The organism is Rhodothermales bacterium (assembly GCA_041391505.1).
Taxonomy (GTDB): Bacteria; Bacteroidota; Rhodothermia; order Rhodothermales; family JAHQVL01; genus JAWKNW01.
Genome location: JAWKNW010000053.1, coordinates 1 through 13476 on the forward strand (window position 1 = coordinate 1; position 13476 = coordinate 13476).

At 65.7% G+C, this 13476-nt stretch carries 14 protein-coding genes; 4 read left to right on the forward strand and 10 right to left on the reverse strand.

Going from position 1 to position 13476, the window contains the following annotated elements; all coding sequences use genetic code 11:
* The coding region (locus R2834_24430; protein MEZ4703500.1) for a hypothetical protein at nucleotides 1–238 on the reverse strand (238 nt) is incomplete at its 3' end.
* 432 nt (nucleotides 239–670) lie between these two features.
* Here R2834_24430 and R2834_24435 point away from each other — a divergent pair.
* Nucleotides 671–1138, forward strand: a complete 468-nt coding sequence (locus R2834_24435) for an SRPBCC family protein (GenBank protein ID MEZ4703501.1) — start codon at nucleotides 671–673, stop codon at nucleotides 1136–1138.
* A gap of 42 nt (nucleotides 1139–1180) precedes the next feature.
* On the forward strand, nucleotides 1181–2215 hold the full coding sequence (locus tag R2834_24440; GenBank protein MEZ4703502.1) for an FAD-dependent oxidoreductase: 1035 nt from the start codon (nucleotides 1181–1183) through the stop codon (nucleotides 2213–2215).
* Between the two features lie 74 nt (nucleotides 2216–2289).
* On the opposite strand, the gene R2834_24445 is transcribed toward R2834_24440, so the two are convergent.
* The 4 genes from R2834_24445 to tsaE all read right to left on the reverse strand — a co-directional run bounded on the left by R2834_24445 (nucleotide 2290) and on the right by tsaE (nucleotide 7391).
* On the reverse strand, nucleotides 2290–3042 hold the full coding sequence (locus R2834_24445) for an HAD hydrolase-like protein (GenBank protein MEZ4703503.1): 753 nt from the start codon (nucleotides 3040–3042) through the stop codon (nucleotides 2290–2292).
* Nucleotides 3043–3084: 42 nt separating this feature from the next.
* Complete coding sequence (gene rho / locus R2834_24450; protein MEZ4703504.1) at nucleotides 3085–5148, reverse strand: transcription termination factor Rho; 2064 nt, start codon at nucleotides 5146–5148, stop codon at nucleotides 3085–3087.
* A 492-nt stretch (nucleotides 5149–5640) separates the two neighbouring features.
* On the reverse strand, nucleotides 5641–6951 hold the full coding sequence (locus R2834_24455; protein ID MEZ4703505.1) for a folylpolyglutamate synthase/dihydrofolate synthase family protein: 1311 nt from the start codon (nucleotides 6949–6951) through the stop codon (nucleotides 5641–5643).
* Complete coding sequence (gene tsaE / locus R2834_24460) at nucleotides 6948–7391, reverse strand: tRNA (adenosine(37)-N6)-threonylcarbamoyltransferase complex ATPase subunit type 1 TsaE (protein ID MEZ4703506.1); 444 nt, start codon at nucleotides 7389–7391, stop codon at nucleotides 6948–6950. Before tsaE ends, R2834_24455 begins: the two co-directional genes overlap by 4 nt.
* Before the next feature lie 128 nt (nucleotides 7392–7519).
* Between tsaE and R2834_24465 the strand changes: the two genes are divergently transcribed.
* Both R2834_24465 and R2834_24470 read left to right on the forward strand, forming a co-directional pair.
* Entirely contained in the window at nucleotides 7520–8497 is a 978-nt protein-coding gene (locus R2834_24465; protein ID MEZ4703507.1) for a substrate-binding domain-containing protein, read from the forward strand.
* Nucleotides 8498–8503: 6 nt separating this feature from the next.
* The gene (locus tag R2834_24470) at nucleotides 8504–10003 is read left to right on the forward strand and encodes a sugar ABC transporter ATP-binding protein (protein MEZ4703508.1); all 1500 of its coding nucleotides are present in this window, start codon (nucleotides 8504–8506) and stop codon (nucleotides 10001–10003) included.
* Here the strand turns inward: R2834_24470 and R2834_24475 are convergent.
* From R2834_24475 to R2834_24495, 5 genes are all read right to left on the reverse strand, one after another.
* Nucleotides 9985–10674 (reverse strand): dienelactone hydrolase family protein, encoded by a 690-nt coding sequence (locus R2834_24475; protein MEZ4703509.1) that lies wholly within the window; start codon nucleotides 10672–10674, stop codon nucleotides 9985–9987. The genes R2834_24470 and R2834_24475 overlap by 19 nt on opposite strands.
* On the reverse strand, nucleotides 10667–11635 hold the full coding sequence (locus tag R2834_24480; protein MEZ4703510.1) for a ring-cleaving dioxygenase: 969 nt from the start codon (nucleotides 11633–11635) through the stop codon (nucleotides 10667–10669). Before R2834_24480 ends, R2834_24475 begins: the two co-directional genes overlap by 8 nt.
* 29 nt (nucleotides 11636–11664) lie before the next feature.
* A complete protein-coding gene (locus R2834_24485) occupies nucleotides 11665–12108 on the reverse strand; it encodes a MarR family transcriptional regulator (protein MEZ4703511.1) in 444 nt (147 codons plus the stop codon).
* Nucleotides 12109–12188: 80 nt separating this feature from the next.
* Nucleotides 12189–13154, reverse strand: a complete 966-nt coding sequence (locus R2834_24490) for a DUF4249 family protein (protein MEZ4703512.1) — start codon at nucleotides 13152–13154, stop codon at nucleotides 12189–12191.
* A gap of 27 nt (nucleotides 13155–13181) precedes the next feature.
* Nucleotides 13182–13476, reverse strand: a 295-nt coding sequence (locus R2834_24495) for a TonB-dependent receptor (GenBank protein ID MEZ4703513.1), incomplete at its 5' end; no start/stop codon positions are given.

A 13476-nucleotide genomic window follows, 5' to 3' on the forward strand; every position in this document is an offset into this window, starting at 1 on the left:
CGCGGCGCGCCGTGAGCACGTACGAGCCGGCCGGCAAATCGCCGACGCGGAAGGCACCCCCGTTGCGGGTCATGACGGTCACGGGCCCGGGCTCGACACGCACCTCCACCCCTTCGAGCCCATCGAACGGCGCATAGAACCCGGTGATGCTGCCTTCGATGGCTCCTACGTTCTCAAACCCCTCACCGAATGGGTCGAGCGGATTGCTCCGCGGCGCACCGTCCAGACAGCCGGCCAACGTCAGCGCCAGGCCTATCCAACCAACCGATATAATACATGATGCACGCAGGCGCATACCTCGCGAATTAACTCAGCAGCTTGCTGTCCCTTCTCGGATACAAGACGCGTCGACGCCTCGACTCGCATGGAGCGACGCGGTCTTTCGGTGCTGCGGGTCGTAGCTCTACTGTGCTTTAGCGTTCACCGATGACCACCCCACGCGGAAGGACATCCCGATAGTTGTTCAAACACCGAACTGCGTAATATACACTAAAGGCGTTCAATGCGGCAGGTTCCGTTCCGTTTCTCTCGCCAGACAATCCCAGGTTTTCTCACCCAATGCTACAGCCAGCTTGCCCTATTGCCGTGCTCTGGCTAGATTTATGGTGCCCTTGCACTCCTCACGAGCGCGGACTCCCTCCCATCGCGTCCGCGCGCAACAGTGCCCCCCATGGCCGATTTCGAATTTGTGACGACGTGGCGCGTCCCCGCGCCATTACAGATCGTATGGGATGAAATCCACACGATCGAACACTGGACGGAATGGTGGGGGGCCATCGCAACGATGGACCCGGTGGAAGCGGGCGATCAACTGGGACTCGGAAGCCTGCGCCGTATGGTCTGGCGCGGTCCTCTGCCGTACCGTTTTGCCTTCGATCTACGCATCACCCGCGTGGAGCCTCCTACCGTGATCGAGGGCGTCGCCACGGGCGACCTGACCGGCTGGGGATGCTGGCAACTGACCGGTGACGGCCGCGACACCCTGGTCCGTCTCGACTGGCGAGCCGACGCGAGCGCCGGCTGGATGCGCGTGCTACGCCCCCTGCTTCGCCCGATCATCCGATGGAATCACGAGGCCGTCATGCAGGCCGGCTATCGGGGCCTGCTGCGAAGACTCCAGAAAGAGCTGGTGCACTGAACCGACGTTGTCGTCGGACGGGGCACCCCACGATCTGTCCTTATGAAACGACTTGCCATCCTCGGCGCCGGTATAGCCGGTCTTGGCGCCGCCTGGGCGTTGCGTAACGCCGACATCGAGATCGACCTTTTCGAGAAAAGCCGCGGTCTGGGAGGTCGCGCTGCCACACGGGGCCGCGAAGACATCCGGTACGATCACGGGGCCAACTACTTCTCGCTGGAACCCGAGGCCGTGCGCCACCTGGTTTTTAACGCGTTGTCCGCGGAGGATCTGGTGCAGATCACGCGCCCGGTCATCCCCTTCGGCGTGCCGGACACCCCGGGGCCGCCCCAACCCACTACGCCGCCGGCCCGGTGGAACTATCGGCACGGCATCAGCCAGCTTGCCAAACTGATTTCGGCCGCTTCCAACGCGCGGATCCTGAATCAGACGCGCATCGAACGGTTAGTCCGGCAGGACGGTTGGATCCTGATCGCCGAGAAAGAACAGCCATACGGCCCCTACGACGGCGTGTTGCTGGCGGCGCCGGCTCCTCAATCGGCCGTCATTCTCGAATCCAGCGAAATGGATACGAGCCTCCGTTACCGGCTGGCGAAGGCGCTCAGGCAATCCCGGTATGAGTCGCAACTCAGCTTCGTACTCGGGTTCGACGAGGCGCCGGCCCTTGACGGGGAGTGGTACGCGCGTGTGAACATGGACCGGCAACAGCCCCTGGTGTGGGCGGCCATCGAGAATGCCAAGGAGGGGCATGTCCCCGCCGGCAAATGCGTGATCCTGGCCCAGATGGCGCCGTCCTGGAGTGCGCGGCGGTACCTCGAATCCTTCGACGACCTCCTGCCCGAGGTGCTGTCCCATCTGCGCGCCCTCGTCCCCTCGCTGCCGGATCCGGCCTGGCACGACGGGCAGCGCTGGCGATTCGCGCGGGCGGTCACACCCGCCAACGCGGCCGAACTCCGCGCCGGCGCGGCGCACGGACTGTATTTCGCCGGCGATGCCCTGGCCGAAAAGTCGCGCGTGGAACTCGCCCTGATGTCGGGCCTGGAGGCCGCGAATCGGATCGCCGAGCAGCTCGGATAACGGGGAAGCAGCATCCAGGGCGCGTTGCGCCTCACCGTGTAGGTCGAACGCGATCCCCGGAACCGCCTGGAGACTCAATCCAGGTCGTCGTCGATGTCTGGAGGATGCGGAATAAACTCGGCAAACCGTTCGATCAGGCCTGTTATGGCGTCGACGGAGTGGAGGACGTGGTGTGCGCCGGCCTTTTTGAGCGGGTCGTCCTGGGCATCGCGGTCCGCGTGCAGCGTCGTCACGCCCACGCTCCAGATCCCGGCGCGCAGCGCCGCCGTGACATCGTCGACCGTAGCGCCGACGTAGATGGCCTGGGCCGGTGGTGTGGGCCGGCCGGCGGCATCGAGGATGGCGAGGGCGCGCAGGAGCGGATAGGGATCCGGTTTGCCGCGTCCCTCGAGCATTTCGCGGGGGATGACGAGCGGGAAATACCGTTTCCAGCCGAATCGGTCGAGCGTCCACTCCACTTCCGCGGCCGGACGCGTGCTGACGATCCCCAGGACGAGATCGGCGAGATGCAGCCGTTCGAGGGTTCGCATCTGGACGAGCGGTCGCTCCTCCTGGATGAATCCCTCCCAGTTTTCGCCGCGATATTGCCGCTGCAGCTCATCGAATACCCGCGCGGGCGACACCTGGATGCCGGCGTCCGTCACGATCGCATGCGTGAGCTTCCAATCATCGGGGAGACCACCCAGGTTTTTGTAACGCTGGATGGTCCCCGGTTCGATCGCTCGTCCGGTGAAGTGCGCTACCGTTTCCTCGATGGCGCGACGGTAGGATCGCGAAACGTCCACCAGTACGCCATCGAGGTCGAAGAAGATAGCCTGAAGCTTCACAATGCAGGGGTCGCCGTTGCGTACACGCGTGAGCGCGCGCCGCTACGAGTTCATGACGATCAGGAACTCGTCGTTATCGCGCGTGCCGCGCATCTTGTCGAGGAGGAAGTTCATCGACTGGATCGGATCCATGTCAGCCAGCAGCTTGCGGAGGATCCAGACACGGCTGAGCTTCGCTTCGGGAAGCAGGAGTTCTTCGCGGCGGGTGCCGGACTTGACGGTATCCATCGCGGGGAAGATCCTGCGGTCGGCGAGTTCGCGCGAGAGCACGAGTTCCATGTTGCCGGTGCCTTTGAACTCCTCGAAGATGACCTCGTCCATGCGGCTGCCCGTATCGATGAGGGCGGTGCCGATGATCGTCAGCGATCCGCCTTCTTCCACGTTACGCGCGGCGCCGAAGAAACGCTTCGGACCGCGGAGCGCGCCGGCTTCCATACCGCCGGAGAGCGTCTTGCCGGTGTTCGGCGTGACGGCGTTGTGCGCACGCGCGAGACGGGTGATGGAGTCGAGCAGGATGACCACATCCTGGCCGGCTTCCACGAGCCGCTTGGCCTTCTCGAGCACGATGTCCGCCACTTCGACGTGGCGTTCGGGCTCCTGGTCGAACGTCGACGAAATCACCTCGGCCTGCACGTTGCGCATGGTATCGGTGACCTCTTCCGGACGTTCGTCCACGAGGAGGATGATCAGGTAACACTCGGGATGATTCGTCGTGATCGCGTTGGCGATCTTCTGGAGCAGAATCGTCTTGCCCGTCTTCGGCTGCGCGACGATCAGGCCGCGCTGTCCCTTACCGATCGGCGCGAAGAGATCCATCACGCGCATGCTGTAATCGGTTGGGTGGTATTCCAGGCGGAGCTGATCCTCGGGGTAGAGCGGGGTCAGAAAATCGAAGCTGATGCGCTCTTCGAGTTCGGCCGGCGTGCGGCCGTTGATGCTGTTCACCTGGATGAGCGCAAAGAACCGCTCGCCTTCCTTCGGCGGACGGACTTCGCCGTCCACCGTATCGCCCAGGCGGAGGCTGAACCGCTTGATCTGGGACGGCGAAACGTAGATGTCGTCCGGGCTGGGCAGGTAGTTGTATTCGGCCGAACGGAGGAAGCCGTATCCGTCGGGGAGGACTTCAAGCACCCCGACCTTGTTGATCATGCCTTCCAGTTCCGTCTTGTTCGGGTCGTAGTTGGCCATGTATTCCGGCCGTCCTTCGTAGACCCGTTTCCGCTGTTCCTCGCGCGAGCCGCCGCCCGCCGTACGGCGTCGGCGGTTGTCCGGCCCGGCCGGCGCGCCACCCATGCTGGGGCGTTTCTCGGGCCGGCGCGGATCGCGGCGATCCATGCGGCGCGCATCGCGTTCGCCCTGACCGCCCCGATTCCGGTTATCGCCGCGTTCGCCGCGGTCACCGCCGCGGTCGCCCCGGTTGTCGCCCCGGCTATCCCCCCGGCTGTCGCCGCGGCCTTCTCCGCGGCTATCGCCCCGGTTGTCGTTTCGGCCATTCGATTTGCGGCCTTCGTAGCGGTCGTCGGGCTTGCGCGGTTGATTGCGTTCGTTCATGTTGCGAACCTCACCTCGATCGTTTCCTTTGCGGGCTCGTGGGCCCGTGGTGTCGGGAGCTTCGTCGCGCCCACCCCCGCGGGGGTTGCGCCCGTCGGGGCGCGCATCTTTCTGGCGATACGGAGCACGATTGTCGTAGCTGTCGGACGACCGATCGTCGCGACCACGGTTTTCCTCGTAGCGGCGCCCCCGATCCCGGTCTCGGCCCTCGCTCCAGGAATCGTTGTTGCCTCCGCGGCTCGTGCGGTCGTCTCCCTCGCGCGGGCCCCGGCTCTCCGTACGGGGGCGGCGCCCCTGTTCGCGGGCAGGGCCTTCGTCGCCCGAAGGGCGGCGGGGCGGCGGGGCTTCGGCCACGGTCTCCGCGCGTTCGCGGGGCGCGGCAGCCGGCGCCGCGGCCGGCGACGGCATGGTGTGAGCCACCGCCTCGGCGCGTGTTTCAAGGATGAGATAGATCAGATCCTGCTTTCTCAGCCCAGAATAACCCGTTAGACCCAGATCGCGGGCGATGTCTCTCAGGTCAGCGAGTTTTTTGTCTTTTAAGTCGGCAATTTTCATACAGCGTGAAAGAATAGGGACTACAGCAAGGGGTATTGCTGGCGTTTAGCGCAACATCCGAACTGGAAGACCTGCGCGGTGACCCTCTGCGTAACGCACTTCGACGGCACAGAAATGAATCGAACAGGCTTGATACACCTTGTCAGTGAGATTGTAAAAGGGAACCTGAACCGGGTAGGAAGGAAGGACGCTAAACGGGGAGGTAGGCAGGGCTTGGCAGCCTGGCTCACGTGCGGTTACCTTGGTGTCGGTAGACCTGGAGGGGTCGCACGCAGCGTCGCGTAGCTTTCTTGCGAAATGCTGGCCTCTCAAGATAGCGTATCGCGCCTAAAAATCAACGCTTCACCCCGTTACATAGGCAAATTTTCATATGCCCGTGGGGAATGGCGTTCGTACCCTGTTATGCGCCGGCCGCATGGGGCGGCTCCGAAACGCGCGGGATGCTACCGCATCGGTAGCCCGGTTCAAGAATGAGGATTGTGGATGGCGTGTCTAGTTGGGGTCTAGCTGAGGAAGGATTTGAGAAGCGACAAAATGTGAGCCGGTGATCAGCAAGCCATCGTCAGGCGTGGCTTGACGGCGGAACCACATCAAGGCATCTTCTACGGAAGCGGAACGATGTATGGATAGGACGTGCCGAGATAACCTGTCGGCGAGTTCCGGGGGTGGCAACGCACGCTCAACGCTGATGGGCACCAGCACAACGTGGGCTTCAGCAGTTTTGAGGAGCTGCGCCATGCGATCGATATCTTTGTCTCGCATGACACCAAAAACGACGAACAAACGTCCTCCGCTACCCGCTAGCTGTTCGTTCATAAATGCGAGGCTGGCGGAAAGCCCGTCGTGATTATGCCCAACGTCCTGAACGATCAGCGGTTCCTGCGCGAGCACCTCGAGCCGGCCGCGCAGCCCGGAAAGGCGCCGTACCTGACGCATCCCCCGGTACACCGCGGCGCCGCTCCCGGCCATTTCGTCTTCAAAAAACAGTTCGGCCACCCGTGTCGCCAGCGCGGCGTTGCGCGCCTGGAATCGCCCCGGCAACGCCAGGAAAAGGCCGGCGTACATCCGTTGCGGCGTCGTCACATCCATCGTAATCCCGGAGATCGCGGCGGATAACTCGGCGATCGTCACCTCGTCGTCGAGGCCATGAAACGGCGCGGCCTGTCGATGTGCAATGCGCCGTACAACCTCAACGGCCGATGGCTGTTCCACGCTGCATACCACCGGTACGCCGGGTTTGACGATGCCGGCCTTTTCCGCCGCGATGGCTTCTATCGTATCCCCCAGAAAGGCGGTGTGTTCGAGCCCGATGGTGGTGATCGCGCAGACCGCCGGCGATACGATGTTGGTCGCGTCGAGCCGGCCGCCGAGCCCCACCTCGACCACCGCCGCGTCCACGGCTTCCTCGGCAAAATGGAGCAGGCTCAGCGCCACCGTCGCCTCGAAAAAGCTCGGCCGCACGCGTTCGATGAGCGCGGCGTGACGCGCCACCAGCACGGCCAGTTGCTCGTCGGGGATCGGAACGCCGTCGATCCGCATCCGCTCGTTGAGGCGATACAGATGCGGCGAGGTATGAAGCCCCATCCGCTTCCCCGCGGCGGTGCCGATGGAAGCCAGCATCGAAGCGGTGGATCCCTTGCCGTTGGTCCCCGCCACGTGCGCGATGCGCAGCGCCCGATGCGGATCGCCCATGCCGGCCAGCAAGGCCTCGATCCGCTCGAACCCGGGCACGTACGCCGCCCCGCCGATGGCGGAGAAACTGGGCAGGCGCAGGAGATAGGCCTCGGCGTCAGCGAACGTCATGCCGGCCCCCCGCCGGCGATCCGCCGCGTCGTTTCATCCACGTGATCGATCTGCAACCGGATGGTGTGGGCCGGCAGCAACGACGCAATGCGCTCCGGCCACTCCACCAGACACACCCCGTCGCCAAAAAAATAGGTCTCGTATCCCATTTCGAAGAACTCGCTCTGCTGCTGGATGCGGTAGGCGTCGAAGTGGTAAACGGGAAACGAGCGGCCCGCATACTCCTGGACGAGGGCGAACGTCGGACTGCTCACCACCGCCTCGTCGATCCCCCACGCCGCGCAGATGCCCTTCACGAGCTGCGTCTTGCCCGCGCCGAGGTCGCCATGGAGCGCCACGACGTCGCCGGGCTGGAGCCGGGCCCCGAGCCGCTCGCCATACGCGCGCGTCTCCTCGGGGCTACGAGAAAGCAGGGGTTCGATGGAGATGGATGCGTGCATGCGGGAAAACGGACTCGTCCTCCCCCAGAACGCCGGCCGCGCCCGCGTGATTCCACGCGCCCATGCTGGCGCAACTCTTCCACCGATTCGCTAGATTGCCGGCATCGTGCCCCAAGCTCATCGATCCCATGAAAAACCTGCACCCTGCCGCGTTCGCCTTCTGCCTCCTCGTCCTGATCGCCGGCTGCAACCGCGGCGGCTCGGCGGACCGCGTCGAGATCGCCGTCATCCCCAAGGGGACGACCCACCAGTTCTGGAAAAGCATCCATGCCGGCGCGAACAAGGCGGCCGCGGAACTGGATGTCGACATCATCTGGCAGGGGCCCCAGCGCGAAGACGACCGCCAGCTGCAGATCCAGGTCGTGCAGAACTTCGTGAGCCGCGGCGTGGACGCCATCGTCCTCGCGCCGCTGGACGCCGTCAGCCTCGCCGCGCCGGTGGAGGCGGCCGTGCGCCGCGAAATCCCGGTCGTCATCATCGACTCGGGGCTCGAGTCCGACGCCCAGTCCAGCTTCGTCGCCACGAACAACCTCGAGGGCGGCCGGCTCTGCGCCCGCCGGCTGGCGGATCTGCTGGGCAAAAAAGGACGCGTCATCGTCCTCCGCTACCAGGAGGGGTCGGCCAGCACCGGCAACCGCGAACAGGGCTTCCTGGAAGAAATCGCGGCCTACGCGCCCGATATCGAGATCGTGTCCGACAACCAGTATGCCGGCGCCACCGTCGAAAAAGCGCTCCAGGCCTCGCAGAACATCCTGAACCGCTTTCAGGACGTCGACGGGATTTTTTGCTCGAACGAATCGGCGACGCAGGGCATGCTCCGCGCGCTGGAAACGGCCGGCCGCGCCGGGAAGGTCCGCTTCGTCGGGTTCGACGCGAACGAGACGCTGCTCGCGGGGCTCCGCGCCGGCGCCATCCAGGGGCTCGCGCTCCAGGATCCGTTCGACATGGGCTACAACGGCGTCAAGACGGCCGCCGCCATCGTACGCGGGCAGCCCTTCGACGCCCGGATCGACACGCGCATCATGATGATCACGCCCGAAAACGTCGACGAGCCGGACGCGCAGGCGCTGCTCAACCCGGATCTGGCGACCTGGCTCGGCGAGTGAGGAGCGATGCTTACCCTCTCCGGCATCGTCAAGTCGTTTGGCTCCGTGCAGGCGCTGCGGGGCGTGGACCTGGCCGTACGCGCCGGCGAGGTGCATGCCCTGATCGGTGAAAACGGCGCCGGCAAGAGCACGCTGATGAATGTGCTCAGCGGCGCCCTCCAGGCCGACGCCGGCGCGATGACGCTCGAAGGACGGCCCTATCGGCCGGCCTCCCCCGCCGACGGACGCCGCGCCGGCATCGCGATGATCTACCAGGAAGGAACGATCGCCCCGCACCTCTCGGTGCTCGAAAACATCACGCTCGGACTGGAGACGCACCGTTTCGGCTGGATTTTTCCCCGGCGCGACGAAGCGCGGGCCGCGCTGGCGCGGCTCGGGCAGCAGGATATCGACCTGGAAGACCGCGCCGGCCGGCTCAGCATCGGCAAACAGCAGGTCGTCGAGATCGCCCGCGCGCTGCTGTCCGGAGCCCGCATCGTGGTGATGGATGAGCCGACCAGCTCGCTTTCCGCCGCCGATGCCCGGGCGCTGTTCGACGTGATCCGCCGGCTGAAGGCCGACGGGGTCGCCGTGATCTACATCAGCCATTTTCTCGAGGAAGTGCGCGACGTGGCGGACACCTACACCGTGCTGCGCGACGGCGAATCGGTGGCCGGCGGCGTCCTCGCCGACACCACCATCCCGCACCTGATCGCGGCGATGATCGGCCGGCCGGCGGGCGATCTGTATCCCGCGGGCGGGCGCCCCTTCGGCGAGGTGCTGCTGTCGGTCGAAAACGCGACGGGGCCGGGCGACATGCCGGTCGGCGTCGGGTTCACGGTGCGCCGCGGCGAGGTGCTCGGCATCGCCGGCCTCGTGGGCGCGGGCCGATCCGAGACCCTTCGGTCCCTCTTCGGGCTGCGGCCGGCGGAAGACGGCGTGGTGCGCATCGGTCCGTCCGGGCCCGTCCGGCTGGCCTTCCTCACGCCGCAGCGCGCGCTCGGGATCGGACTCGATCTGTTGAGCGAGGACCGCAAGGCCGAAGGGCTCGCGGTCGACCTGTCGCTCGCCACCAACCTGACCCTCTCGGATGCCAAACGCTACGTCCGTCGCGGCCTGATCGACCGCCGGCGCGAGGACGCCGCCGCGAGCGATTGGATCGCGCGCCTCGGCATCCGCAGCCAATCGCCCGGCCAGCCGGCGCGCACGCTTTCCGGCGGCAACCAGCAGAAACTCTGCCTCGCTCGCCTGCTGCATCACGACAGCGACATCCTGCTGCTGGACGAACCCACGCGCGGGGTCGACATCGGCAGCAAGGCCGATATCTACCGGCTGATCGACGAGGCGGCGCGCGGCGGAAAAGGGGTGGTGATGGCCAGTTCGTATCTGCCCGAACTCCTGGGCGTCTGCGATACGGTGGCGGTGATGCACCGGGGCCGGCTTTCCGAAGCGCGTCCGGTGGACGCCTGGTCGGGCGAAACGATCATCCGATACGCCACATCCGGGCGTCAGTCCGATGCGCCCTGAAGCACCGAGCCGATCATCGCGGCGACGAGGTCGATCTCTTCCGCGTTGATGGTGTGCCCCATGCCCGGGTAGATGCGGGCATCGACCTCCGCGCCGAGCCCGCGCATCACCTCCGCCGAGCGGTGCACGCGCGCCAGGGGGATGTGCGCATCGCGATCGCTGCAGCCCAGCAGCACGGGGGTTCCTTCGAGCGATCCCGCATAGCCGAACGCCTTGTCATCGGGCGGCACCGTTCCGGGAAGGTCGGCGCTGCCAATCAATCCGCCACTCAGCGCGGCGACCCCGCCGTAGCGCCGGGGATTGCGCGCCGCGAATTCGAGCGCGAGGCACGCACCCTGCGAAAAGCCGAGCAGCACGATCCGCCCGGCCGGCACGCCGGCGTCCTTGGCGCGGGCGACCAGCGCAGCGAGGACCGCGAGGCCCGACGAGAGCCCGGGCTCGTTCATCGCCAGCGGCGCGAGAAACGAATGCGGATACCACGAGGCCCCCGCCGCCTGCGGGGCGAGGTAGGCGACGCGTTCGTCGAACACGTGCTGCGCGAGATCGATCATGCCGGCGGCCCGCGCTCCGCGGCCGTGCACGAGGATGACGGCGGCGCGGGCGGCCTCCAGCGGCGCACCGGCGGTCGCCAGCGGCTGGCCGGCGTGCGGCGACAGGTTCGGCTCAGGCATCGATGGCCTCCTTCGGATGCCGCGCGGCGCGGTCGATGGCGGGCAGGCGGGTCTCGATCTCGGCCCGGCGAGGCTCCATCCAGGGCGGCAGCTTCAGGGCGCTGCCCAGCGCCGGCACGGGCTCGTCGTAGGCAAAACCCGGCGCATCCGTGGCGATCTCGAACAAGACGCCGCCCGGGGACCGGAAATAGATCGAATGAAAATACTGGCGATCCTTCACCTCGGTCACGCCCACGCCGGCGTCGTAGAGCCGCGTTTGATACGCGATCTGTTCTTCGTCGTCGACCGTGCGGAAGGCGATGTGATGGATCGATCCGGCCCCAAAGCGGCCCGGCGCCTCGTTCGGCGCGTGGACGAGATCCACATACAGCCCCCGATCGGACGACGCGCCGGCGTAGCGATGCCGGTCGCCCTCGGTCCCGACGAACCGGTAGCCGAGCTGTCCGGTGAGCAACTCGGCCGTCGGCTCGACCTCATGGAGCAGCAACGACACGCTGTGGAAGCCCCGCAGCGCGTGCGCGGCATCGACGGGGCCCTCGTTCCAGTGCTGGATCGTCGAGGGATCGCCCGACGCCACGAGTTCGAGCTTCATGCCATCCGGGTCGTAAAACCGGATCACGCGGTCGCCGAAGCGCGGCTCGACCTCCTTCACGCTCAATCCAAACGCCGTCAGCCGCTCCAGCCAGTACGAGAGCGCGTCGCGCGGGATGGCGTAGGCCACCGCGCTGGTCTCGCCGGCGCCCACGCGGCCGCGCGGCATGTGGCGCCACGGGAAGAAGGTAAGAATCGTCCCCGGCGTGCCGGTTTCGTCGCCATAATAGAGATGGTACGTTCCGGGGTCGTCGAAATTGACGGTCGTTTTCACCAGGCGCTGCCCCAGCACGCGCTGGTAGAACACCAGGTTGGCCTGCGGATCGCCGGCGACGGCGGTAATGTGATGCAATCCCTGTATCGCGTTCATGGTGATGCGCTGTGTCGTGTGTGTAGAGGTCAGGAGCGTCCGAGCTTTTTGCACAGGGCGCCGAGGGTTTCCTGTTCGTCCGGGCCGAGCCGGGCGAAGGCATCGCGCACCCGTTCGACGTGCGCCGGCAGGATCGTAGCGATGAGCGCCCGGCCGGCCTCCGTCAGGTGCACCTCGACGCAGCGCCGGTCGTCGTCCTTCCGGATGCGACTGACGAGGGCGCGCTTTTCCAGGTTGTCCAGCACCGTCGTCATGTTGGCGCCGCTCTTGAGGATCTTGCCCGCCAGTTCGCCGGCCTGCAGCGTGCCGAGATGGTAGAGCGCCTCAAGCACGCCGAACTGGCTCACCGTCAGGTTGAAGTCCTGCAGATGCGCGTTGACGCGCGCCCCGACGGATTCGGCGGCGCGGGAGAGTTTGATGAAGGTATCGAGCGCCCGAACGGTCTCGGCGTCGCCTGTGTAATGTGTCGGCATGGATTTAGATTGATATCGAATTGTCTGACATCAAAGCATTTGTATGCACGAGGTCACGAATTGTTACAGCACCTGCCGCGTTAGTTTGACACGCCGGTACAGTCGTCGAAGCCGGCGCGCACGAGGAGCAGGTCGGAGGGATGCCAGGTGATGGATTCGATGTAGCCGGCGCCGAAAAAGCCGAAACCGTTCTCGATGTTCGACAGGGTGCCGGGTTCGACGAGGAAATTTTCGTCGAACACCCCGACGGGAGAGACCCATCCGGCATCCCCGACGTGGACATCGAGCTGCAGGGAGTCGGCGCAGATAAACTGAGCGGGCAGCTCCTGTTCGGCGTAGGACCGCGCGATGATACGAAAGTCGTCCCGCAGCTGGACGAGCAGCTCCCATCCTTCGGGGCGGCGTATCGGCCTGGTGGTGTAGCTGATGACCACGGGCAGCGTCGCCGTGGTCACGCCGGCCGTGTTCGTCGAGTACGTCCGGTACGTCACCTCGACGCGCGGCAGCGCCGGCGGGTCGCCGCGGAAGAGCACGGGCAGTTCGATCGACGAGACCACGTTTTCATTGGGCGGCAGCAGTTCGAGCGCGATGGGGTCAGGCACGATCACCGCCTCGCTCCGGGTGACGACGCCATCTGAGCGTTCGACTTCGAGGCGGTAGGTTTCTCCGGGCGTAACCGGCTCGGCGAGCCAGAAGATGTGGCGGTAATCACCGTTGAACAGCTGCACCGTCGAGTCCACCCAGAACGAGCGACGCCCGTCGGACACCCGGACCAGCGAAACCGTGGCGTCGATCGGTTCGGGGGAGATGAGGCGCAGCTGGTCGTCGATCGTAAACACCCGCACGGCGTGGGTATCGGCCTTCGGATTGATGTAGCCCCAGACCGTGTAGGGCAGGTTGGTGCCGATAAACGGATTGACATCCTCCTCGCAGCCGGCGACCAGCAGGAGGGCCAGCGCCAGCGCGCCGGCCGCGCAGCGCCCTGCCCGCAACAAGACACGGGACCGGACGGGGGCTGTGGGATCGCTGACGGAAGGGGTAGACATGGGGATTACGATGCCGAAACGGCTCACTCAATTAAACGAGGCTTTGACGCCGACCGTCGGAACGAACGGCAACTGGTCGGTCCGGCGCAGCGTGAAGATGTCGAGCGAGAGCAGGTTGCGCCGGTTGTATACGTTGATCGCGCCGGCCTGCAGGACGAGGCTGGTATGCTCCCAGGTAAACGTGCGCTCCACCGAGATATCGAGCCGGTGGTAGGCCGGCAGGATGCCCTCGAACGGACGGTCGTAGATGATGCGCCGGCTATCGACGGTATTGAAGATGTCCTGGATGCCGTTCATGAGCAGAAAACCGTCGAACCCGATG